The 21,580-nt window shown below is 61.3% G+C and carries 24 protein-coding genes; 3 read left to right on the top strand and 21 right to left on the bottom strand.

Going from position 1 to position 21,580, the window contains the following annotated elements; genetic code table 11:
* Positions 1-4: 4 nt before the first annotated feature.
* From parC to rpoZ, 16 genes are all read right to left on the bottom strand, one after another.
* Positions 5-2,263 (bottom strand): DNA topoisomerase IV subunit A, encoded by a 2,259-nt coding sequence (gene parC / locus AB7783_RS10610; protein ID WP_441277594.1) that lies wholly within the window; start codon positions 2,261-2,263, stop codon positions 5-7.
* Positions 2,264-2,444: 181 nt separating this feature from the next.
* Positions 2,445-2,699 carry a copper-binding protein gene (locus AB7783_RS10615; RefSeq protein ID WP_244528470.1) on the bottom strand — a complete coding sequence of 85 codons (255 nt, stop codon included), beginning with the start codon at positions 2,697-2,699 and terminating at the stop codon, positions 2,445-2,447.
* An 88-nt stretch (positions 2,700-2,787) separates the two neighbouring features.
* Positions 2,788-3,249 carry a cupredoxin domain-containing protein gene (locus AB7783_RS10620; protein WP_441277595.1) on the bottom strand — a complete coding sequence of 154 codons (462 nt, stop codon included), beginning with the start codon at positions 3,247-3,249 and terminating at the stop codon, positions 2,788-2,790.
* A gap of 52 nt (positions 3,250-3,301) precedes the next feature.
* Positions 3,302-4,687 (bottom strand): multicopper oxidase family protein, encoded by a 1,386-nt coding sequence (locus AB7783_RS10625; protein ID WP_441277596.1) that lies wholly within the window; start codon positions 4,685-4,687, stop codon positions 3,302-3,304.
* Positions 4,688-4,700: 13 nt separating this feature from the next.
* The gene (locus tag AB7783_RS10630; protein ID WP_441277597.1) at positions 4,701-6,167 is read right to left on the bottom strand and encodes a TolC family protein; all 1,467 of its coding nucleotides are present in this window, start codon (positions 6,165-6,167) and stop codon (positions 4,701-4,703) included.
* A gap of 9 nt (positions 6,168-6,176) precedes the next feature.
* Entirely contained in the window at positions 6,177-6,470 is a 294-nt protein-coding gene (locus tag AB7783_RS10635; protein ID WP_441277598.1) for a hypothetical protein, read from the bottom strand.
* A 77-nt stretch (positions 6,471-6,547) separates the two neighbouring features.
* Positions 6,548-7,036: a hypothetical protein gene (locus AB7783_RS10640; protein ID WP_441277599.1), complete on the bottom strand. Its 489-nt coding sequence runs from the start codon at positions 7,034-7,036 to the stop codon at positions 6,548-6,550.
* 81 nt (positions 7,037-7,117) lie between these two features.
* Positions 7,118-7,867 carry a DNA repair protein RecO gene (gene recO / locus AB7783_RS10645; protein ID WP_441229934.1) on the bottom strand — a complete coding sequence of 250 codons (750 nt, stop codon included), beginning with the start codon at positions 7,865-7,867 and terminating at the stop codon, positions 7,118-7,120.
* Between the two features lie 44 nt (positions 7,868-7,911).
* Positions 7,912-8,304 carry a hypothetical protein gene (locus AB7783_RS10650; protein WP_089263819.1) on the bottom strand — a complete coding sequence of 131 codons (393 nt, stop codon included), beginning with the start codon at positions 8,302-8,304 and terminating at the stop codon, positions 7,912-7,914.
* A gap of 33 nt (positions 8,305-8,337) precedes the next feature.
* On the bottom strand, positions 8,338-9,291 hold the full coding sequence (gene era / locus AB7783_RS10655) for a GTPase Era (protein WP_175368495.1): 954 nt from the start codon (positions 9,289-9,291) through the stop codon (positions 8,338-8,340).
* A complete protein-coding gene (gene rnc, locus AB7783_RS10660) occupies positions 9,281-10,102 on the bottom strand; it encodes a ribonuclease III (RefSeq protein ID WP_089263817.1) in 822 nt (273 codons plus the stop codon). Before rnc ends, era begins: the two co-directional genes overlap by 11 nt.
* Positions 10,099-10,857, bottom strand: coding sequence for a signal peptidase I (gene lepB, locus AB7783_RS10665; RefSeq protein ID WP_089264616.1), 759 nt, complete (start codon positions 10,855-10,857; stop codon positions 10,099-10,101). The genes rnc and lepB overlap by 4 nt, the downstream gene beginning before the upstream one ends.
* A gap of 297 nt (positions 10,858-11,154) precedes the next feature.
* Positions 11,155-11,574, bottom strand: coding sequence for a holo-ACP synthase (gene acpS, locus AB7783_RS10670; protein WP_089263816.1), 420 nt, complete (start codon positions 11,572-11,574; stop codon positions 11,155-11,157).
* Complete coding sequence (locus tag AB7783_RS10675; protein WP_441277600.1) at positions 11,571-12,335, bottom strand: pyridoxine 5'-phosphate synthase; 765 nt, start codon at positions 12,333-12,335, stop codon at positions 11,571-11,573. The genes acpS and AB7783_RS10675 overlap by 4 nt, the downstream gene beginning before the upstream one ends.
* A 32-nt stretch (positions 12,336-12,367) precedes the next feature.
* Positions 12,368-14,689: a RelA/SpoT family protein gene (locus AB7783_RS10680; RefSeq protein WP_441277601.1), complete on the bottom strand. Its 2,322-nt coding sequence runs from the start codon at positions 14,687-14,689 to the stop codon at positions 12,368-12,370.
* A gap of 153 nt (positions 14,690-14,842) precedes the next feature.
* A complete protein-coding gene (gene rpoZ, locus AB7783_RS10685; RefSeq protein ID WP_068732476.1) occupies positions 14,843-15,235 on the bottom strand; it encodes a DNA-directed RNA polymerase subunit omega in 393 nt (130 codons plus the stop codon).
* Between the two features lie 369 nt (positions 15,236-15,604).
* On the opposite strand from rpoZ, the gene AB7783_RS10690 reads away from it, so the two are divergent.
* Together AB7783_RS10690 and AB7783_RS10695 are read left to right on the top strand one after the other, a co-directional pair.
* Positions 15,605-16,231, top strand: a complete 627-nt coding sequence (locus AB7783_RS10690) for a LabA-like NYN domain-containing protein (protein WP_068732474.1) — start codon at positions 15,605-15,607, stop codon at positions 16,229-16,231.
* Positions 16,212-16,919: a uracil-DNA glycosylase gene (locus AB7783_RS10695; RefSeq protein ID WP_441277602.1), complete on the top strand. Its 708-nt coding sequence runs from the start codon at positions 16,212-16,214 to the stop codon at positions 16,917-16,919. The genes AB7783_RS10690 and AB7783_RS10695 overlap by 20 nt, the downstream gene beginning before the upstream one ends.
* Before the next feature lies 1 nt (position 16,920).
* Here AB7783_RS10695 and AB7783_RS10700 read toward each other — a convergent pair whose 3' ends face one another.
* Positions 16,921-17,811 (bottom strand): LysR family transcriptional regulator, encoded by an 891-nt coding sequence (locus AB7783_RS10700; RefSeq protein ID WP_441277603.1) that lies wholly within the window; start codon positions 17,809-17,811, stop codon positions 16,921-16,923.
* Between the two features lie 110 nt (positions 17,812-17,921).
* On the opposite strand from AB7783_RS10700, the gene AB7783_RS10705 reads away from it, so the two are divergent.
* Positions 17,922-18,806, top strand: a complete 885-nt coding sequence (locus tag AB7783_RS10705) for an NmrA family NAD(P)-binding protein (RefSeq protein WP_441277604.1) — start codon at positions 17,922-17,924, stop codon at positions 18,804-18,806.
* A 6-nt stretch (positions 18,807-18,812) separates the two neighbouring features.
* Here AB7783_RS10705 and AB7783_RS10710 read toward each other — a convergent pair whose 3' ends face one another.
* The 4 genes from AB7783_RS10710 to dapA all read right to left on the bottom strand — a co-directional run bounded on the left by AB7783_RS10710 (position 18,813) and on the right by dapA (position 21,376).
* On the bottom strand, positions 18,813-19,388 hold the full coding sequence (locus AB7783_RS10710; protein WP_441277605.1) for a peroxiredoxin: 576 nt from the start codon (positions 19,386-19,388) through the stop codon (positions 18,813-18,815).
* Between the two features lie 38 nt (positions 19,389-19,426).
* Complete coding sequence (gene smpB / locus AB7783_RS10715) at positions 19,427-19,900, bottom strand: SsrA-binding protein SmpB (RefSeq protein ID WP_068732465.1); 474 nt, start codon at positions 19,898-19,900, stop codon at positions 19,427-19,429.
* Positions 19,901-19,965: 65 nt separating this feature from the next.
* Entirely contained in the window at positions 19,966-20,382 is a 417-nt protein-coding gene (gene mscL, locus AB7783_RS10720; protein ID WP_089263809.1) for a large conductance mechanosensitive channel protein MscL, read from the bottom strand.
* A 100-nt stretch (positions 20,383-20,482) separates the two neighbouring features.
* On the bottom strand, positions 20,483-21,376 hold the full coding sequence (gene dapA / locus AB7783_RS10725) for a 4-hydroxy-tetrahydrodipicolinate synthase (RefSeq protein ID WP_441277606.1): 894 nt from the start codon (positions 21,374-21,376) through the stop codon (positions 20,483-20,485).
* Positions 21,377-21,580: the final 204 nt, after the last annotated feature.

Raw genomic sequence — 21,580 nt, forward strand, 5'->3', positions numbered from 1 at the left:
GAGGTTACTCGATCACCCGGCCGAACCTGTTCGACTTCGGCAGACCGGTCGCGAGACGGCCCGCGTCCGCACGGTTACCGCGCCAGTCCGCCAGTTCCTTCCAGGTCAGACGATGCTCGCGATCGGACGAATCCTTCCAGGTCAGGCCTTCCTTGGCCACGAAAGTGGCAACATCCGACAGACCGGCGCTGGTGTATTTCTGCAGACGCACGCCGCGGCCACGCGCCATTTCGGGCACCTGATCGAGCGGGAAGATCACCATCTTGTGGTTGGTGCCGATGACCGCGACCTGATCGTTGCCTTCGCCGACCACCGTCAGCGCCCGAGCTTCATTCGGCATCTCGACATTCAGCACCTGCTTGCCCTTGCGGGTAGTGCCGACGCAGTCGTCCTCATTGACGAGGAAGCCCTGACCGTCATGGCTAGCAATCAGGAACTTGCGGCCGCCCTTATGCACGAACATCGAAACGATGGCGGCATCGCCTTCCATGTCGATGAACAGGCGGATCGGCTCGCCATGGCCGCGACCGCCCGGCAGCTTCGACACGTCGAGCGAATAGAACCGTCCATTGGTGGCCAGCAGCATCAGCTTCGACGTGGTCTCGGCGAAGAACGCCTTGTCGAGCTTGTCGTCGGTCTTGAAGGTCAGGTTGGAGAGATCTGCGACCTGGCCCTTCAGCGTGCGGACCCAGCCCTTCTCCGAAATCACCACCGTAACGGGCTCGCGCTCGACCAGCGACTCTTCGAGCGCTGCGAGATCGTGCTCCGGCGCATCGGCGAACACCGTGCGGCGTTTGCCGAGCGGCGTCTTTGGTCCGAAGATATCGCGCACCTTGCGGACCTGCTCGCCGACTTTTGCCCACTGCTCGGTCTCGGACTTCAGGATCGCGTTGATGCCCTTGAGCTCCGCGCGGAGCTCCTTGTCTTCTTTCCTGATCTCGAATTCTTCGAGCTTGCGCAAGCTGCGCAGCCGCATGTTCAGGATCGACTCGGCCTGCAATTCGGTGAGGCTGAACGCCTTCATCAAAGCCGGCTTCGGCTCATCCTCGGTGCGGATGATCCGAATGACTTCATCGATATTGAGATAGGCGATCAGGTAACCACCGAGCACTTCCAGCCGATGTTCGATCTGGTTCTTGCGGAAGTTGGAGCGGCGCAGCAGCACGTCGCGCAGATGGTCGAGCCATTCGCGCAGACACTCGGCAAGGCCGAGCACCTTGGGGATGCGCCCCTTCACCAGCACGTTGAGATTTAGCGGAATCTTGCTCTCAAGCTCGGTGAGCTTGAACAGCGACTCCATCACCAGGCCGGCATCGACATTGCGCGTCTTCGGCTCGATGACGACGCGGATGTCTTCGGCGGACTCGTCGCGGATGTCACCGATCAGCGGCAGCTTCTTGTCGTTCAAGAGCTCGGCGATCTTCTCGATCAGACGCGACTTCTGCACCAGCCATGGAATTTCGGTGACCACGACATTCCAGGCGCCGCGGGCGCCCTCTTCTACATGCCACTTGGCGCGGGTGCGGAACGAGCCGCGCCCGGTCATATAGGCCTCGGCAATGCTTTCCTTGGAATCGACGATGATGCCGCCGGTCGGGAAGTCCGGCCCCTTCACCCAGCGCATCAGCGATTTCGATTTGGCGTCGGGCTTGTCGATCAGATGCAGCGCGGCGTCGCAGAGCTCGGCGACGTTGTGCGGCGGGATCGAGGTGGCCATGCCGACCGCGATGCCCTGCGCGCCATTGGCCAACAGGTTCGGGAAACCGCCCGGCAGCACGGCCGGCTCCTTGGTCTGGCCGTCGTAATTCGGGCGCAGCTCGACCGCGTCTTCGTCGATGCCTTCGAGCAGCAGCCGCGCAACATCGGTCATGCGGGCTTCGGTATAACGATAGGCTGCCGCGCTATCGCCGTCGATATTGCCGAAATTGCCCTGGCCGTCGACCAGCGGGTAGCGCGACGAGAAATCCTGCGCGAGGCGCACCAGCGCGTCATAGATCGACTGGTCGCCATGCGGATGGAACGAGCCCATCACGTCGCCGACGATCTTGGCGGATTTCTTGAACGGCGTACCCGGATCGAGCCGCAGCAGGCGCATGCCATAGAGGATGCGGCGGTGCACCGGCTTGAGGCCGTCCCGCGCATCCGGCAGCGCCCGGTGCATGATCGTGGAGAGCGCGTAAGCGAGATAGCGCTCCTCGAGCGCGTCCCGCAGCTGCACTTCGTGAATTTCAGCCGGCTCCGGCGGAATCAGTCTTTTTCCCATGGCGAGGGGTTAGCGCCTCCCGGCGAATCGGGCAAGAAATGAATCACGCGCCACCGATCAAGTTCCATCGATATCGGGGCGCCCTTGCCCCGGGGAGAGGCCGCCCACGTCATTTCGTCAGCCATTAGGCGATGGGATAGATGGCGGTTCCAGGCTCAGCCTAGACGCCATCTTCCCGCGGCTATTTGGATTTCTGGATGGAGGTCACGACGATCTGACCATCGACGCGACCGGCATCGAACTTCACCTTGTCGCCCACCTTGACCGATTTCAGCATCGCCGGGTCTTTCACGCGAAAGACCATGGTCATGCCCTCGTCCATATCGAGGCTCTTGATCGGACCGTGCTTCAGCGTGATCTTGCCTGCCGCTTCATCGATCTTCTTCACTTCTCCGCGCACCGCAGCATCCTGCGCGTAACCCGCGACGCAGAACATTGAGAGCGCAACAAACGCGACAAGCGCGACAGATCCATTGGTCTTCATAGTGCAGTCCTTTGCGTGAACTTGAGCTGTTTGCATCGCGCTATTTCACGATGACCTTGCCGGTCATCCCCAATTCACGATGCGTCGGGATCAGGCATGAATATTCGAACGTCCCTGCCTTCGAGAACTTCCACAGGACTTCCCCGGACTTCTTGGCGGCAAGACGCAGGCCATTGGGCTCGTCATGCTCCATGTCGGGATTTTTCTTCATCGCTTCGCCATGCTTCAGATTTTCTGCCGTGGTCGCCAGCAGGAACTCATGTGCTTCTGTCCCCACGTTACGTATGACGAAGCGAATCTGCTCGCCGCGCTTCACCTCAACGACCGCAGGCGAATAATCCATCTCGTTCATGCTGACGACGATCTCCCGCGCCGGCTTCTTGGGATCGCCGGGTTCGCCGGCCGAATATCCTCCGTGCTTGTCGTGGGCCACAGCAGCGGCCGAGTAAGCCATCGCGGCCAGCATGACGCCGCGACCAATGTATTTTCGAGTCTCGTTCATTTCAGTTTTCCGTGTTGATTGTTGTCTGTGATGACGATGTGCAGTCCTGGCCCTACATTCCCTTCATTTTCATGCCCTTCTTCATGTCCATCGGCTTCGATCCCTGGCCTTTGATGGTTTTGTCCTTCACGCCCGTCTGTCGTGGAGCTTCGCTCTGCGGTGCTTCGATCTCATAGGCCACCGTGCCCTTCGGGAAATCGTAAGGACCCGGATCGCGGTAATCGTCGCGCGCGAGTCCGTCCCGCACCTTCATGATGCTGAACATGCCGCCCATCTCGATCGGACCGAACTGACCTGATCCCGTCATCATCGGCAGAGTGTTGTCAGGCATCGGCATCTCCATCTCGCCCATGGCACCGCCCGTGGATCCCATCACCATCGCATCCGGCGCGAGCTTGCCGACTGCCTTCGTCAGATCCTTTTTGGAGACGCCGATCAGGTTTCTGACGTCGTGCCCCATCGCATTCATGGTGTGATGCGACTTGTGGCAGTGGAACGCCCAATCGCCGGGATTGTCGGCGACAAAGTCGAATGCCCGGATCGCGCCTACCGGCACGTCAGTGGTGACTTCTGGCCATTGCGCGCTGTCAGGCGCCCATCCGCCATCGGTACAACTGACCGCGAACTTGTGGCCATGCAGATGGATCGGATGGTTGGTCATCGTGAGATTGCCGACGCGTATCCGCACGCGATCGCCGAGACGAACCGGCAACGGATCGATGCCGGGAAAGACGCGGCTGTTCCACGCCCACATATTGAAGTCGGTCATCTCGTTGACCTTCGGCAGATAGGTGCCGGGATCGATGAGATAGCTGCTCATGATGAAGACGAAATCGCGATCGACGGGCCGGAAGCTGTTGTCGCGAGGATGCACGACCATCATCCCCATCATGCCCATCGCCATCTGAACCATCTCGTCCGAATGCGGGTGATACATGAACGTACCACTGTGCTTCATCTCGAATTCGTAGACGAAGGTCTTGCCGGGCTTAATATGCGGCTGGCTCAGGCCGCCGACGCCGTCCATGCCACTCGGCAGGATCACGCCGTGCCAATGCACGGTCGTATGTTCCGGCAGCTTGTTGGTGACGAAGATGCGAACCTTGTCGCCTTCGACAGTTTCGATCGTCGGCCCCGGCGACTGGCCGTTGTAGCCCCACAGATAGGCTTTCATGCCGTCCGCAAATTCGCGCTCGACGGGCTCGGCGACCAGATGGAATTCCTTCCAGTCGCCATTCATACGCCACGGCAATGTCCAGCCGTTGAGCGTAACCACCGGATTGTAGTCGGACCCGCTCGGCGGATGCAGCGGTGGCTGCATCGTTACCTTGTCCATCATGGGCGCTTCGGGAATATTCGCGGCCTGCACGCGGCCGGTGACCGCAGCCGCACTGGCAAGCGCCGTGGTGGTGCCGAGAAAGTTTCGCCGGGACAACATGGTTTTCTCCATTTCAGTGCCCTCCTCCGCTGGACGCCTGCACGGCCGTCGCGGATCTCGTTTCGGATGATGGTTCGCCGCGGCCGCCGCCATTGATCGCGGTCTGCAGTTCAGACTGCGCGAGCCAGAAATTGCGCTTGGCCTCGATGGCGGCGCGCAAAGCTGCGATACGTTGACGGGCCTCGGTCAGCAGCGCGAATACATCGACCTGCATGCTGCTGAAGCGCAATTGCATCTCCTCCGAGATGATCTTGCGCAGCGGCAACACCTCGCGCTGGTAGTGACCGGCGACATCGTAGGTCGAGCGATAGACCCTGAAGGCATCGCGCGCCTCGGAGCGGATATTCACCGCCTTCTCGGTCAACAGGTTGAAGGCCTGATTGTAAGTCTCCGCCTCCTGTCGAACGCGCACTTCACCACCGTCAAAAATCGGAATCTGAAACTGCACGTCGAAGCCGCGCTCGCGGAACGGCGGCCCCTCCGGATCACGCGTCTTACGGTCGATGCCGGCGACGTCGAGCAACGTCACGAACCGGCTTGCTTCGGTCAGATTGAGCGACCGGGCGAGTGCGGCCAGTTCAATGCGCGCAATCTGCAGGTCAATACGATGTGCGATGGCATCGACTTCGATCCCTGGCAGCGACAGCGGCTGACGCGGCAGACCCGGCAGCTTCTGCGGCAGCCTGATGCCGATGTCGATGTCCCAGAGACCGAGCAGACGGATCAAGCGCTCGCGCGAACTCGTGGCCTCCTGGCGGAGCGTTGCGAGATCGGCGGTCGTCTCCGCGTAGAATACCTGCTCGCGGGCTTGATCGAGCTTGTTCAGCGACCCGGTCTCGCCCAGCTTCTGCGCGAGTTGCGCTGTGGCTTCCGCCGTCGACTTGGCGTCCGTTAGCAGGCCGACAAGTTCGTTGGCAGCGACGGCGCGGTAGTAGGTACGTCTGACGTCCGCGGCAAGCCGCAGCGTCTCTTCTGCGGCACGCAATTGCGCCTTCTGGAATCGCTGACGGGCGATCTCGGAGCGGAACGGCAGTGTCGCCAGCGCGAGAATATCGCCGACGACCTGTCGCTCGATCTCCAGCGCGCCATTCCCGGAAATGCGCGAGATCGAGAATGTCGGATTGGGCGGCAGGCTGTCGCCGACGAGATCCGTTTCCGCAAGCGCCAGTTCATTATACGCAGCCTGCAGGCCGCGATTGCCGAGCAACGCGATCTGGACTGCGCTGTCGACTGTCAGCGGTCGTCGCAGCAGGGCTTTGACGGTCGCATCGGCACGTTGTGCGTCATCCGGCGTCCGGATCGCCATCACGTCCTTGTTGATGGTCTCGCTCGCGACCCCGGCGATGACGCCCATACCGCGATCCGGCGAGAACGATGCACATCCCACCAGCAACAGCGTCGATAGCAGCGTAATGCCGGCTGCAGACCTTGAACCGAATTGGCGCGCATGCGTGCGTGACTTGTGATGCCTGTTGAACATGACGTGCCCCTACCGGCCAGATTTCGGCACAGGAGCGACACGGTCGTTCTGCTCGCGCCATGACGACGGGGCAACCGGCCGAAGGCTGCTGTAAGGAGCCACGGTGGAGCGATAGCCGACACCAGCGACCTTGGTGCCGGGATCTGCCGGGTCGGCGCCAGCCAACGGTGCGGTCACTGGCATGCAGCCACCGAGCGCCATACTGGCAGCGGTCATCACTGCGAGGATTCCAAATCTGATATCGAATCGCTTCCCGACCACCGAACAAACGGCGGCGAGCTTCGCCCCAAGCTGCGCAAGCATGTTATTTTCCTGAAATGACGATGGATCACAGGTGCGCGTGCCCTTAGCGGGCGCGGCACCGCGTCGATACGATCAGATCAGGAAATGGGAGGGCGGTAGAGCCGGGCGGGCGCACTGTCGGTGACCGCGCGATAGCCTTCGGTGACACGAAGGACCGTCGGCACCGAAGGGGTCACGATGTCAGTCAGCGGTGCCGGCAGCGCGGAGACACACATCAGGCCGCAGCATGGACCATTCGGTGAGTGCGGGACCTTGTGCGGACCCGAGGCATCGTCGATCGCCGTCAATGCGTGGTCGCCATCAGCATGTGCGGCTGCAGAGTGTGCGGCTGATGCGTGCGCGACAGAATGATCGTGCGCGTGACCATCCCCATGCATGTGCGCAGACGCGCTGCTATTAACATGAACCATGCCGGTCATATGACTTTCGCCAGTCAGGCACGGCGCGACCGGGTGCTGTCCCGGCAAGGCAAAGGAGATTGTCGGCGCCAGCACGCACAACAAATAGGCCAAGGCGACGAACCACCCTGCCCTTAGTCGCTGTACTCTGGTCAGACGAACCAGCATCTGGATGCGATATCTTCCTATCAACCCGTCAACGCACGGAACATAGACGCGAATCCGGCATTCGCCAATGTCGAACTTGCCTCAGGACGATGAGATTCGCGCGAGGTGCCGCGTCACCGCGTTGATGAACCCTTCGCGCGCGTCGGAATGGCCCTGCCCGCGCGGTTCCAGCACGTTGCGGAGCAGAAAGCGCCCGGTCAGGTCGAAGCCGTCCTGCAGGTCGCGGTCGGAGATGCTGTTTTGGCCGTCTTCACTCTCGCGCAGGAATGACGGCAGCCGCATCAGCCGGTCGCGATACGGTTCACCCGCGGTCCGGGACACTGCGTTGCCAGATTTGGGTGACACGTAAATCAGGTCAGAGGTCACGCCGGTGGCCGCGCAATTCTCCAGATCGAGGCCGAAGCCGAGTTCGGTCAACATCGCCAGCTCAAACCGGATCACATGGAGCGCGGCTTCGCCGACATCATCGAAGTCATCCAGGATGCGCTCCAGCGTCTCGTAGATGTCTTCATGCGGATCGCGCTCCGGCAGCAACCGCGCCAGCGAGGCGAGATGGGTGATGCCGTAGACCGCATGGGACGAACCCAGCAGCGCCGCGGCACGCATCAACGTGCCTTCCATCAGGTAATAGCCGAGCTGTTCGTCCAGCCGCGCCCGCCATATCGCCTGCACGCTATTGCCGGGTTGCAGCAGCGGTCGCATCTTTGACCCCGCACCACCGCGCACCAGGCCGAGATGACGACCATGGCTACGCGTCAGCAATTCGACGATGGCACTGGATTCGCCATGCCGCCGCACGCCAAGGATGATGCCCTCGTCCGTCCATTCCATGGGGGCAGTTTACAGGAATTCGGCAGCCGCCGCAGTAAATGCGATCAGGCCTTGAACCACGTTTTCGCGTCGCCGGTGAAGGCGCAATATAGTCCGAGCCCGGTCAGGATGCATGACACGATCTCGATCGCACTGTCGAACTGCAGTCCGTACAGGCCAAGCACCTGAAACAGCGACAATACCGAGAAGGCCAGCGACACCACCAGCACCCAGCGCGGCCAGCCCTTGCGGCGATAGGCGGCGAGCCACACGAGCCAGACGAAGAACAACAGCATGCAGGCGGCGACCAGATTCGCCGCCATGATGGTGCTCTCGGACATCGCAAGGTCAGGCGTGCGGTCCTGGAACGCGATCGACAGCGCGTCGAGGATCAGCGACATGTAGAGCAGGACTTCGAAATAGAAGACGTTCTTCGGAAGGTTGGCGGGAGCGGTCATCTTGTCGGCTGCACTTCCATCATCGCTCCTCGATCACTCGTGAGGAAATTCGAGGCCCATTTCGCGATAACGATTGGGATCGTCGCCCCAGTTTTCGCGCACCTTCACGAACAGGAACAGATGCACGGGCGCGCCCACGATCTCGGTCAGCTCCCTGCGCGAGTCCGCACCGATCTGCTTGATCGTCGCACCACCCTTGCCGAGCACGATCTTGCGCTGGCTTTCGCGCTCGACGAAAATCGTCTGCTCGATCCGCACCGACTTGTCCTTGCGCTCGGTCCAGCTATCGGTCTCCACCGTCGACTGGTACGGCAGTTCCTGATGCAACTGACGAAAGATCTTCTCGCGGGTGATTTCCGCCGCGAGATGCCGCATCGGCGCATCCGACATCTGGTCTTCGGGATAATGATACGGGCCGGCGGGAACGTCGGCTGCCAACCTGCGGCGCAGGTCATCGACACCGTCGCCGGTCATCGCCGAAATCATGAAGGTCTCTTCGAACTTCAGGCGCTCGTTGGCCATCTGCGCCAGCTTCAGCAGCTTTTCCTTCGAGACGATGTCGACCTTGTTGATCACGAGGATCTTCGGGTGATTGACACTCGCAAGCTGCGCGAAGATCGCCTCGGCTTCCTCGTTGATGCCCGCTTTGGCATCGAGCAGCACGCAGACAACGTCGGCATCATGCGCACCGCTCCATGCTGTCTTGACCATCGCTCGGTCGAGACGCCGCTTCGGCAGGAAGATGCCGGGCGTATCGACCAGGATGATCTGGGCGTGGTTCTCGATCACAATGCCGCGGATCAGTGCGCGCGTGGTCTGCACCTTGCGCGAGACGATGGTGACTTTGGAGCCGACCAGCGCATTGACCAGCGTCGACTTGCCAACATTGGGCGCACCGATCAGCGCGACAAAGCCGCAGCGGGTCTCGGTAGGTGTCCCTGCGGACTCATGGTCTGGTTCAGCATCGTTCACGACATCATCCTTCATTGCCGCCACTGCTGACGCCTTCACGCGCGATCATCGCCTGCGCCGCGGCCTTCTCGGCGGCGCGCTTGCTGCCGCCCTCGCCTTCGGCCGGCGCAAACCCCTTCACATCCACCTCGATCTTGAAATGCGGATCGTGGTGCGGACCGGAGCGTTCGACCTCGCGATAGGCCGGTGTCGGCAGACCGCGGCCCTGGGCCCATTCCTGCAGCACCGTCTTGGGATCGCGCAGCGGACGCACCGGCTTGCGCATGCGCTCGGTCCAATTGCGCTGCACGAAACTTTCCGCAGCCGGATAGCCGCCATCGAGGAAGATCGCGCCGATCACGGCTTCGCAGATATCGCCGAGCACGGACTTGCGTAACCGCTGACCGGCACCCGCGCCGACGGTGCCGAGCTTGATACCCTCGAGAAGACCCAACAGCCGCGCGACATCGGCGCATGCTTCCTTGCGGACGAGGTCGGCGAGCCGCTTCGACAACTCGCCTTCATCCGCATTCGGGAAAGCGCGAAACAGCATGTCGGAGACCACGAGGCCAAGTACGTGGTCGCCGAGAAATTCGAGACGCTGGTAGCTCTCGGTCCGGCTGCGCTGCGACTTCAGGGCCGACACATGGGTGAAGGCTGTCGCCAGCAGCAACGGATCCTTGAAGCTGTGGCCGATGCGCGTTTCGATCTCGGCTGCGGCGACCTTCGCCGCTGCGCGTGCCTTCTTCTTCCGGGCAGCAGCCGTCTCCGGCGTAGCCTCGGTCGTCGAGCTAACTTCGTCGGTCTTCGGCGCGGTCTCGATGGGATTGTTGGAGTCGTCGGTCATCGCACGATAGAGAAAATTCGATTCCAGCGTACGGCGGTCGGCCAGCGCCAGATCTGCCAAGCGTGTTCGCCTTCGGCGATCGAGAAGAAGATCATCTGCGCGCGACCGACGAGATTCTCGAACGGCACATAGCCGACGGCCGACAGCACGCGGCTGTCCGTCGAATTGTCGCGGTTGTCGCCCATCATGAAGAAATTGCCAGGCGGCACGGTGTAGACATTGGTGTTGTCGTAGAAGCCGTTGTCGACGCAATCGAGCGTCTCATAGGTGACGTTATTGGGCAGCGTTTCCTTCCAGCGCTTGACGCGCGCCGTGGCGTCGGAACCGCACGGATCTTCGCCGACGAAGTCGCTCATACGCTCGCGCTGCACGGGCTTCTCGTTGATGTAGAGCAGCCCCTCTTTCATCTGGACGCGGTCACCGGGCAGACCGATCACGCGCTTGATGTAGTCGGTGGAGTCGTCCTTCGGCAGACGGAACACCACGACGTCACCGCGCGACGGCTCGGAACCGAAGACGCGGCCGGAGAAGATATTCGGCGACAGCGGGATCGAATAGTGGCTGTAGCCGTAGGAATATTTCGAGACGAACAGGTAATCGCCGACCAGAAGTGTGGCCTTCATCGAGCCCGACGGGATATTGAAGGGCTGGAACAGGAAGGTCCGGATCACCAGCGCGATCAGCAGTGCGTTGATGACAACACGGATGGTCTCGCCGACGCCGCTTTCAGTCTTGGTCCCGGATGTCACACTCATCGCTTTCCCGATTCCCGCAGCGTCGCCGCGCGGCTGGTAGCGCATTTTGGGGCAAGGCGGCGTCGCGCCTCGCACGAAAAATGCATTAGATTCATATAATTACGGCAAAGTCCTGCAAATGCCATGAGCGGCGTCAGCGAGAATTGGCGTCGGTTCGGTGTCCTCGCAGGTTTAAACGGTTGTTGGTAACGGTGCAATGAACCGCCCCGAAAAGCCGCTATTTCCCGCCAGTTTGACGTACCGGTCGGCCGTCTCGCCGCTTCCGGCGCGCCTCTCGGCTCGCCATCAGGACTTGGCTCAAGACTTGGGCGAAGGGACGGCCGAAATTATGACGAAAGCCTGCGCCAGGGGCCAATCGTCCGTGATCGACAGATCGATCTGGGCCTCGTGGCCGGGCGGTATCAGGGCCTGCAGCCGGGCCAGCGCACCGCCGGTGAGCTTCATGGAGGGTTTGCCACCGGGCAGATTGACGACGCCCATATCCCGCCACCAGACTCCCTGACGGATGCCGGTGCCCAGCGCCTTGGACATGGCCTCCTTGGCAGCAAAACGCTTGGCATAGGTCGCGACCACCATTCTCTCGCTCTTGGCGCGGCGCTGTGCCCTCGCCCGCTCGGCCTCGGTGAAGATGCGATCGAGGAAGCGATCGCCATGGCGTTCGATCACCTTGGCGACGCGCGTAATGTCGATCAGATCGGAACCGATGCCGATGATCATGAGGCGCTCTTGGACCGCATCCGCCCGCGATCCATCGCCGCGCGCATCAGACGCACCGTATCGGACAGGCCGATGAACAGTGCCTCGCCGATCATATAGTAGCCGATGTTCAGCTCCATGATTTCGGGCAGCGCCGAGATCGTCTCGGCGGTCGCATAGTCGAGGCCATGGCCGGCATGCACTTCCAGGCCTGCGGATTTCGCCAGCCTGGCGCCGGCGGCAATGCGCTGCCACTCGTTGGCGGCCTTGGCCGTATCACCATCGGTGATCGCGTCGCACCAAGCGCCCGTGTGGAGTTCGATCACGGGGGCCTTTAGTTTAGCGGCCATTTCGATCTGCTTGGGATCAGCCGCAATGAACAGTGACACCCGCACGCCGGCTTCGGTGAAGCGCGCAATTGATGGCTCCAGCGATTCACGCTGGCCGACCACGTCGAGGCCGCCTTCGGTGGTCAGCTCCTCACGCCGCTCCGGCACCAGGCAGACGGCATGAGGCTTCACCGCCAGCGCGATCCGCACCATGTCCGGCGTCGCCGCCATTTCGAAATTCAGCGGCTTGGAGATCTCCGCCTTCAGTCGCTCCATGTCCGCGTCACGAATATGGCGACGATCCTCGCGCAAATGCGCAGTGATGCCGTCGGCCCCTGCCGAAATGGCTTCCAGCGCAGCGCGGACCGGATCCGGGTGCTTGCCGCCCCGCGCGTTGCGCAGGGTCGCGACGTGATCGATGTTGACGCCGAGGCGTAACGAGGATGAGGACATGACGGAATTCCAGAAAACCTTAAGGGAAGACGCTACCCATTGACCCGCTCGACCTTGGCGACAACAGCCTTGGCGCGCAACTGATTGATGATCGCGCTGAGATGCTTGAGGTCGTAGACCCCAAGATCGATGGTCTGTTCGGTGAAATCGGGCGAGCGTCGATGCATGCTGATATTGTCGATATTGCCGTCATGGTCGGCGATCACCTGGGCGATCTGCGCCAGACTGCCGGGCTCGTTGACATTCTGCAAAAAGAGTCTGGCCGGGAAACGCTGCGGCGAGGATTCATCGATATCCCAGCGCACGTCGACCCAGCGCTCCGGCTCTTCCTCAAAATCCTTCAGCGCCGGTGACTGGATCGGATAGATCGTGATGCCCTCGCCCGGCGTAACGATGCCGACGATGCGGTCGCCCGGCACCGCGCCACCGTTCGGAGCGAATTTAATTGGCAGATCGGAATCGACGCCACCGATCGAGATGATCGAGGTGAAGCGTGCCGCGCCATCCGGCGTTCTGACCTTGTCCGCCGTCGACTTCTTGTTGTTGGCCGAAAAGCGGCCGATGCGCTCTTCCTTGTAGTCGGGATACATCGCACGCGCGACGTCCGCGGCGCGCAATTCGCCGCGGCCGACCGAGGCCATCACATCGTCGATAGACGTGCGCGCCAGACGCGGCAGCGCCCCCTTCAACTGGTCGTCCGAATATTCCATCTTCGCACGCACGAACAGGCGCTCGACGATCCGGCGGCCAAGGCTGGCATATTGATCACGCACCGCTGTTCGCGTCGCACGGCGAATGGCAGCGCGCGCTTTGCCAGTGACCGCCAGGCCTTCCCATGCGGATGGCGGCGCCTGCTGTGCGGCCGAAGTCAGCACTTCGACTTCGTCGCCATTTTGCAGCTCGGACGACAGCGGCGCGAATTTGCCGTTGATCTTGCAACCCACCGCACTGTTGCCGACGTCGGTATGCACGGCATAAGCGAAGTCGACCACATTGGCATTGCGCGGCAGCGCGATCAGCTTGCCCTTCGGGGTGAAGCAGAACACCTGGTCGTGGAACAGTTCGAGCTTGGTATGCTCGAGGAATTCTTCCGGATTGGTGCTCTCCGAGAGAATGCCGATGGTATGGCGCAGCCACGAGAACGCGTTGGATTCGCGCTTGAGCATTTCGGTCGGCGAGCCGATGCCATCCTTGTAGAACGCATGCGCGGCGATGCCGTATTCGGCGATGCTGTTCATGTCCTCGGTGCGGATCTGCAGTTCGACGCGCTGGTTGCCGGGGCCGATCACCGTGGTGTGGATCGAGCGATAATCGTTCTGCTTCGGCGTCGAGATGTAATCCTTGAAGCGGCCCGGCACGACGGGCCAGGTGGTGTGCACGACCCCAAGTGCGCGGTAGCACGCCTCCATGTCCTGCAGCACAACGCGGAAGCCGTAAATGTCCGACAGCTGCTCGAACCCCACCGACTTGCGCTTCATCTTGGTCCAGATCGAAAACGGCTTCTTGCGTCGGCCGGTGACCCGCGCCGTGATGCCGTTCTTCTCCAGCTTCGTGGAGAGATGACTCTCGATCATGTCGATGAGGTTGCGATTGCGCTCGGTCAACGAGTCCAAGCGCTGCATCACCACCAGATAGGCGTCGGGATCGAGCACCTTGAACGACAGTTCCTCGAGCTCCTCGCGCATCGTCTGCATACCCATGCGGCCGGCGAGCGGCGCATAGATGTCGAGGGTCTCCTCGGCGATGCGGCGGCGCGAGGCCGGCGGCATGAACTCCATCGTCCGCATATTGTGCAGACGGTCGGCCAGCTTGATCAGCAGGACCCGGACGTCGTCGGCGATCGCCAGCAGCAGCTTGCGCAGGTTCTCGGCCTGTTTGGCTTCGCGCGACACCAATTCGAGCCGCTTCAGCTTGGTCAGGCCCTCGACCAGCGCGCCGATTTCGGCGCCGAACAGCTTGTCGATTTCGGTCCGGGTGGCCTCGGTGTCCTCGATCGTGTCGTGCAGCAGCGCTGCTACGATGGTGGCGTCGTCGAGCTTCAGGTCGGTGAGGATCGCCGCCACTTCCAGCGGATGGGAGAAATACGGATCGCCGGAGGCCCGTGTCTGCTCGCCATGGGCGACCATGGCATAGACATAGGCGCGGTTGAGCAGATCCTCATCGGTGTTCGGGTTATAGGCCCGGACGCGGTCCACCAGATCGTATTGCCGCATCATCCGGACACGGGAGGTCCGCGGCACCTTGGCCGGAATTGGCGTCTCTGCAGACAGCGCTTCAGGCGAAACTGGCGAGACCGCGGCGACCGTGTCGTTCGCAGCCTGCATCTGCCGTTTATTACGGCGCGAAGTCGCCATCCTAGCCTCGTTCGATCCGGTCAGCAGCGACCTGGATTCTTCACTTTAAGTTTGCCCCGAAACGGACTGCAAAAGCAAAGGCCCGGACGCATGTCCGGGCCTTTGTGATGACTGATAATCAAAACGGTTAAGCAAAAGACCGTGTGTATCGCTTTACTCGTCTTCTTCGGGCTGCTCTTCCGGCGGAGCGAGGCCTTCGAGACCCTTGAGGAGCTCTTCTTCGGTCATGCGCTCGACAGCCACTTCGGTATCGTCGGCATCGACGCTGGCGCCGGCGGAGCCGATCAGCGGAATCGTATCCGGCTCTGGCTCGTCCACTTCCACGAACTTCTGCAGCGAATGGACCAGTTCCTCACGGAGATCTTCCGGGGAAATGGTCTGATCAGCGATTTCGCGCAGCGAAACAACGGGATTCTTGTCGTTGTCGCGATCAATCGTAAGTTGTGAACCGGACGAGATCATTCGTGCCCGGTGTGCTGCCAGCAACACCAGGTCGAACCGGTTGTCGACCTTATCGATGCAATCTTCGACGGTTACGCGCGCCATAAAATGTCGCTCCGTTTGTTGTGGGACCGAATATGATGATTAAGTCCCGTAGGTATAGGGGCTTTGCGGCATTCGCAAGGACCAATTTGGAATTGCGTCCTTCTTGGCTTGGTTTTCTGCCGCACTATGGTACCCTCAAAAAGACCGCAGAAGCGGTGGCACCATCTGGCCAGAAGCGAATATCTCGACACCAAAAGGCTTCATTGCAAGGGAAGATGGATCGGCATATTCGGGCAGTTCCAGACCAGCTGATTGCGTGGCGTCAATAAAGCCGATCCGACGAAGAGCGGACGACAAATGTGATTCAAATGCGCAACGACGAAGTCGCGCCAAAAACGCTAACAACAACAAACCACATGAGAAAACTTGATGTCCCTCACATCTAACAAGATCGCACTCTTCATCGACGGCGCCAACCTGTACGCCACCGCCAAGACCCTCGGTTTCGATATCGACTACAAGCGCCTCCTCAAGGAATTTCAGAGCCGCGGGACCCTCGTCCGGGCCTTCTATTACACCGCCATCATCGAGGATCAGGAATACTCGTCGATTCGGCCGCTGATCGATTGGCTCGATTACAACGGCTATACGGTGGTAACCAAGGCCACCAAGGAATTCATCGATGCGTCCGGCCGACGCAAGGTGAAAGGGAATATGGACATCGAGCTCGCCGTCGATGCCATGGAACTGGCCGAACATGTCGACCAGATCGTGCTGTTCTCGGGCGATGGCGACTTCCGCTCCCTGGTCGAAGCCGTGCAGCGTCGCGGTGTCCGCGTCACCGTGGTGTCCACCATCTCAAGCCAGCCCCCCATGATCGCCGACGAGTTGCGCCGGCAGGCAGACGTGTTTACCGATCTCATGGAGCTGCAGAGCAAGCTCGGCCGCGATCCGGCAGAGCGCCCTGCTCCGCGCGAACCGCGTCACCAGACGCCGCAATTCCTGCAGCGCGCGACCACCATGGCGCCACGAGGCGATGAAGATTTCGAAGACTAAGACCCAACTCAGCAGACAACAGCCGGCGGTGGTCGCAACCGCGATTTCCGCTGGCACTTCCACCGATCCCGGGCGCGATTGTCCCCTGTGCCCCCGCCTCGTCGAGTACCGGCTGGAGGTGCGCGAGCGCGACCCCGACGGCTACAACGGACCCGTGCCGTCGTTCGGCATGTCCGATGCTGCCCTCCTGATCGTGGGCCTCGCCCCCGGCGTGCAGGGCGCCAATCGTACCGGGCGTCCCTTTACCGGCGACTATGCCGGCGATCTGCTCTACGAGACCTTGCTCGATTTCGGCTTTGCCTCCGGCACCTATGAAGCACGCCCTGATGACGGGTTAATGCTGCAGGATTGCCGGATCACCAATGCCGTGCGCTGCGTGCCACCCCAGAACAAGCCACTGCCCGTCGAGATCACCACCTGCCGGCCGTTTCTGATCGCCACGATGGACACCATGCCGCGATTGCGCGCTATCGTGCTGCTGGGCCGCGTCGCCCATGACACGGTGCTGAGGACGCTCGGCATTCGCGCCGTGACAGCGCCTTTTGCGCACGGCGCCGTTCACGATGTCGGCCGCTTCAAGCTCTACGACAGCTATCACTGCTCGCGCTACAACACGAACACGCGCGTACTGACGCCCGAGATGTTCCGTGCAGTGTTTGCGCGGGTGAAGGCGGATCTGGCGCAGTAAGTCAGCGAACCGTTCGCGACACAAAATCGATGAAGGCGCGCACCTTCGCCGGCGGATGATGCCGCGACGGATATAGCGCGTAGAGCGGAAACGTCTCGTCGGCCCAATCCGGAAACAGGTTGACCAGGCTGCCTTTCGCGAGTTGATCCTTCACGGCAACCAGCACCTGGCAAATCCCCGTCCCCGCCAGGCACTCCGTCAGCATGGTCCCCGCATCGCTCAATACCAGCCGGCTTGAGATCCTGACAGGAAGGACCTTGCCCTTGCGATGAAACTCCCAGTCGTAGGGGCGACCGGTCTGCGGATCGCGAAAATCGATGCATTGGTGCTTCAACAAATCCAGTGGCGCCTGCGGTCGGCCATGGCGTTTCAGATAGCGCGGTGACGCAACGGTCAGCACCTGAATGTCCGCAAGCTTGCGCGAGATAAGAGATGCGCCGAGTGGCTCTCCGAACCGCACAGCCACATCAACACCATCCGCCACCAGATCGCCGACGTGTTCGCGGGTGATCGTCTCCAGTGCCAATTCAGGATATGTCGCGAGAAAACCACCGAGATGACCGGCCAGCACCAGGCGTGAGAAGAATGGATCGATATTGACCCGGAGCCGACCTCGCACCCGAGCCGAAGCGCCGGAGGCATCGACTGCCGCCTCCTCGATCTCCTCCAGCGACGGCCGCACCCGCTCGTAAAACCGGCGCCCCTCATCGGTGAGCGCGATCGAACGCGTCGTGCGGTCTAGCAACCTTACGCCGAGCCGGGCCTCCAGCCGCGCGACCGCGTGACTGACGCCGGATGCCGACATACCCAGCGCCTCTGCCGCCCGCGAGAAACCTCCACCTGCGATCACAGCATCCAGCACGGTCACGCCGGTCAAAAGTCGTCCGTCCATCGCAACATCGTTCCTGATATTCAGTCAGCAATGATGTGACGTGTTCTCGTTTCAGTCAAATAGCGAAAAATGGGACAACACCGGCATTCCCACCCATTCGGAGAGCCACCATGTTCGCCATCACAGGAGCCACCGGCAAAGTCGGCGGCGCTGTCGCCCGCACACTGCTTGCCGCCGGTCAATCCATCCGCGTCGTCGTTCGAGATCTCAGCAAAAGCGGAACGTGGGCAGCACGCGGCGCGGATATCGCCATCGCCGACACCCGCGATGCCTCGGCGCTGACAAAAGCTCTCTCGAACGTCGACGGCGCGTTCGCGATGCTGCCGCCGACATTTGACCCGAGCCCCGGTTTAACCGAGGGCCGCGCGATGATCGAAGCACTCCACACCGCACTCCGCGTGGCGCAGCCGCCGAAACTGGTTGTGCTCTCAACTATTGGAGCGGATGCGCCGCAGCCGAACCTGCTCAACCAGCTCGGACTGCTGGAACACGCACTCGCCGACTTGCCGATGCCCGTGACCTTCCTGCGCGCGGCATGGTTCATGGAGAACGCGGCGTGGGATGTCACACCTGCACGCACGGATGGCGTCATTTCGAGCTATCTCCAGCCGCTGGATAAAACCTTCCCGATGGTCTCCGCGGAAGACGTCGGCCGCACAGCAGCAGAGCTCTTGCTCGAAAGCTGGGTGGGCCATCGCGTGATCGATCTCGAAGGCCCCCGCCGCGTGTCGCCGAACGATATCGCCAAGGCGTTCACGAACGCGCTCGGCGGTCCCGTCAAAACTCGCATCGTTGCGCGCGATGGCTGGGACAGACTATTTCGCGAGCAAGGCATGACGAATCCGACACCGCGAATGCAGATGCTCGATGGCTTCAACGAAGGCTGGATCGACTTCCCCAAACGCGAGGCGGAATCGCGCAAGGGCACGATCACAATCGATCAAGCGATCAAAGCGCTCGTTGTCGAGACACCCGTCAAAGCAGGCTCGTCCTAGCCTGGGCTAGACCGGGTTCGCCTTCAGCCATTCCAGAACATCGCCTGCGTTCCGGTCCGGCGGAAACACCGGATAGAACACATGGGTAATCTTGCCGTCATCGATGATCATGGCCATGCGCTTGATCATCGTGAGATCGGCGACCTCCATGGTCGGCAGGCTGAGTGCGTCGCTCAGCTCAAGTTGCTCGTCGGACAACACCGGAAACGGCAGATGCAGCCGCCCGGCCATTTCGGTCTGATATGCGTTGCTCTGCGTCGACAGGCCAAACACATGCTTGGCACCAGCGGCCTTCAACTCCGCGAACAGATCGCGGAAGGAACAGGTCTGCGGCGTGCAGCCACGCGCGCCCGGAATCATGTCCCAGTCATCGACCAGCCCAATCTTGCCGGGCTCGCCGGTGCGCGGATAGCCGAACACCACAGTGCGACCAGTGAGCTCGGACAGCGTGACCGCCGTATCGTTGGTGGCGCGCAGGCTGACCGGCGGGATGGTCATGCCGGTCAGATGATTGGCGGCGCCGTCGTCTTCCGGCGCCGGAATCTTGCTCCAGTCGACTTCGAGCAGGTTGCCTTGCGTCATCTCATCCTCTTGTTTGAAAGAATGGGCGACGCCCAGCCTTATCCCCGCGCGCGTAACAGACGGCCCTTCTCGCGGCCCCAGTCACGGTCCTTCTCGCTCGCACGCTTGTCGTGGAGCTGCTTGCCCTTTGCCAGCGCGAGCTGCAGCTTAACCCGGCCGCGTTCGTTGAAGTACATCTTCAACGGCACAAGGGTCATGCCCTGGCGTTCTACCGCACCCATCAGCTTGTTGATCTGCTTGCGATGCAGCAGCAGCTTTCGCGGGCGCTTCGGCTCGTGGTTGAAGCGGTTGGCTTGCAGATATTCAGGGATGTTGCAGTTGATCAGCCAGATCTCGCCGTCCTTCGGATCGGCGTAGGATTCCGCAATAGTGCTCTTGCCGTTACGGATCGACTTCACCTCGGTCCCGGTCAAGGCGATGCCTGCCTCGACTGTATCCTCGACGGCATAGTTGAACCGCGCCTTGCGGTTCTCGGCGATCACCTTGATCGGGCGTTCGTTCTTTTCGGCCATCGTTCAATACTTTCAGCGTGCTGACCGAATATAGGTGCCCCGAATGCCCGACCCAAGCCTTGGGCTCAGGCCTTCTTGAGCAGGTCGCGGATCTCGGTCAGCAGTTCTTCTTCACGGGTCGGCTTCGGCGGTTCAACCGGCTTGGCGGCATCGTTGCGCTTAAGCTGGTTCATGAAGCGGATCACCAAGAACAGGACAAAGGCGACAATGATGAAGTTCAGCGTCAGGGTCAGGAAGCTGCCCCAGGCCAGCACGGCGCCCTGCTTCTTGGCGTCGGCCAGATTGGTTGCCGTAACGGATTTCGAGAGACCCGTGAAGTAATTCGAGAAATCGAGACCGCCGGTGATCGCGCCGATGATCGGCATGATGACGTCGGCCACCATCGACGAGACGATGGCACCGAAGGCCGCGCCAATGATCACGCCGACCGCGAGATCGACCACATTGCCCTTCATCGCGAAATCGCGAAATTCCTTCAGCATCTGCAATTCCTTTTTGTTTTCAACGAACGACAAGTACGCGCTTACAAATAGGGAGAGATGACGCAGCCAAAATCACTCAACATCCGGTTGATGCAGATGCCTAGTTGATGAGGCCGGCGAAGACCATGGCGTCGCGGATCACCTTGCCGGTCGGCGGCGTCACCGTCATCAGCGGCAGACGTACCTCTTCCTTGATGCGGCCCAGCAAAGCGAGGCCGTGCTTGGCGCCGGCAAGGCCCGGCTCCTTGAAGATCGTGTCATGCAGCGGCGTCAGGCGATCCTGGACCCTGAGCGCCCCGGCATAGTCGCCCTTGAGCACCAGCGACATCAGTTCGGCACACAGCTTCGGCGCAACATTCGCCGTCACCGAAATGCAGCCATGACCACCCGCCGCCATATAGGCCAGCGCGGTCATGTCTTCGCCGGACATCTGGATGAAATCCGGTCCCATCGCGTGACGCTGCTTGGACACACGCGCGAGATCGGCAGTGGCATCCTTCACGCCGGCGATGTTCTTCAGCTCATAAAGGCGCGCCATGGTGTCCACGGACATATCGACCACCGAACGGGGCGGAATATTGTAGATGATGATCGGAATGCCGATCGCGTCGTTCACCGCCTTGAAGTGCTGATACATGCCCTCTTGCGTGGGCTTGTTGTAATACGGCGTCACCACCAGCACCGCATCCGCACCGGCCTTCTCAGCGTGCTTCGCCAAAGCTACCGCTTCCTTGGTGGAGTTGGACCCGGCGCCAGCGATCACCGGCACGCGGCCCTTGGCTTCGTCGATGCACCATTCGACGACCTTGTAATGCTCTTCGTGGCTCAACGTCGGGCTCTCGCCCGTGGTGCCGACCGGAACGAGACCGTTGCTGCCCTCGGCCATCTGCCAGCTGACGAGCGAACGGAAGGCCGCCTCATCCAGCGCGCCATCTTTGAACGGCGTGACCAGCGCGGTGTAAGACCCCCGGAAATTCGTCTTGGTGGCTGCCATGGTCTGCTCCGAACGCGATGCGGCTTTAGCCGTCTGCTTGAACCGATTGATTGAACAGCAAGTCTTACCGAGTCTGCGGCTGCGGCGAAAGACCGCCCGAAGCGGTTTCAGCGCGGTTTACCGGCTGTTTGGCCGTGATTTCGCCGCCGTGGCCGGGCAGAGAGGAGCAAGCGGTTACAGAAATTGACGATTTGGTCACCGTTT

Source organism: Tardiphaga sp. 172_B4_N1_3, assembly GCF_052076035.1.
In the GTDB taxonomy this organism is placed as follows: Bacteria; Pseudomonadota; Alphaproteobacteria; order Rhizobiales; family Xanthobacteraceae; genus Tardiphaga; species Tardiphaga robiniae.

Coding starts and splice junctions, on each gene's coding strand:
- AB7783_RS10615 (WP_244528470.1), bottom strand. CDS start 2,699: ATGTTCTGCGTCGCGGGTTACGCGCAGGATGCTGCGGTGCGCGGAGAA.
- AB7783_RS10710 (WP_441277605.1), bottom strand. CDS start 19,388: ATGACGCAAGGCAACCTGCTCGAAGTCGACTGGAGCAAGATTCCGGCG.
- dapA (WP_441277606.1), bottom strand. CDS start 21,376: ATGGCAGCCACCAAGACGAATTTCCGGGGGTCTTACACCGCGCTGGTC.
- acpS (WP_089263816.1), bottom strand. CDS start 11,574: ATGATCATCGGCATCGGTTCCGATCTGATCGACATTACGCGCGTCGCC.
- AB7783_RS10620 (WP_441277595.1), bottom strand. CDS start 3,249: ATGAACGAGACTCGAAAATACATTGGTCGCGGCGTCATGCTGGCCGCG.
- rnc (WP_089263817.1), bottom strand. CDS start 10,102: ATGACCGACGACTCCAACAATCCCATCGAGACCGCGCCGAAGACCGAC.
- lepB (WP_089264616.1), bottom strand. CDS start 10,857: ATGAGTGTGACATCCGGGACCAAGACTGAAAGCGGCGTCGGCGAGACC.
- parC (WP_441277594.1), bottom strand. CDS start 2,263: ATGGGAAAAAGACTGATTCCGCCGGAGCCGGCTGAAATTCACGAAGTG.
- AB7783_RS10680 (WP_441277601.1), bottom strand. CDS start 14,689: ATGGCGACTTCGCGCCGTAATAAACGGCAGATGCAGGCTGCGAACGAC.
- era (WP_175368495.1), bottom strand. CDS start 9,291: ATGAAGGATGATGTCGTGAACGATGCTGAACCAGACCATGAGTCCGCA.
- AB7783_RS10625 (WP_441277596.1), bottom strand. CDS start 4,687: ATGTTGTCCCGGCGAAACTTTCTCGGCACCACCACGGCGCTTGCCAGT.
- rpoZ (WP_068732476.1), bottom strand. CDS start 15,235: ATGGCGCGCGTAACCGTCGAAGATTGCATCGATAAGGTCGACAACCGG.
- AB7783_RS10705 (WP_441277604.1), top strand. CDS start 17,922: ATGTTCGCCATCACAGGAGCCACCGGCAAAGTCGGCGGCGCTGTCGCC.
- AB7783_RS10650 (WP_089263819.1), bottom strand. CDS start 8,304: ATGACCGCTCCCGCCAACCTTCCGAAGAACGTCTTCTATTTCGAAGTC.
- mscL (WP_089263809.1), bottom strand. CDS start 20,382: ATGCTGAAGGAATTTCGCGATTTCGCGATGAAGGGCAATGTGGTCGAT.
- AB7783_RS10700 (WP_441277603.1), bottom strand. CDS start 17,811: ATGGACGGACGACTTTTGACCGGCGTGACCGTGCTGGATGCTGTGATC.
- AB7783_RS10630 (WP_441277597.1), bottom strand. CDS start 6,167: ATGTTCAACAGGCATCACAAGTCACGCACGCATGCGCGCCAATTCGGT.
- AB7783_RS10635 (WP_441277598.1), bottom strand. CDS start 6,470: ATGCTTGCGCAGCTTGGGGCGAAGCTCGCCGCCGTTTGTTCGGTGGTC.
- AB7783_RS10695 (WP_441277602.1), top strand. CDS start 16,212: ATGAAGATTTCGAAGACTAAGACCCAACTCAGCAGACAACAGCCGGCG.
- smpB (WP_068732465.1), bottom strand. CDS start 19,900: ATGGCCGAAAAGAACGAACGCCCGATCAAGGTGATCGCCGAGAACCGC.
- AB7783_RS10640 (WP_441277599.1), bottom strand. CDS start 7,036: ATGCTGGTTCGTCTGACCAGAGTACAGCGACTAAGGGCAGGGTGGTTC.
- AB7783_RS10675 (WP_441277600.1), bottom strand. CDS start 12,335: ATGTCCTCATCCTCGTTACGCCTCGGCGTCAACATCGATCACGTCGCG.
- recO (WP_441229934.1), bottom strand. CDS start 7,867: ATGGAATGGACGGACGAGGGCATCATCCTTGGCGTGCGGCGGCATGGC.
- AB7783_RS10690 (WP_068732474.1), top strand. CDS start 15,605: ATGTCCCTCACATCTAACAAGATCGCACTCTTCATCGACGGCGCCAAC.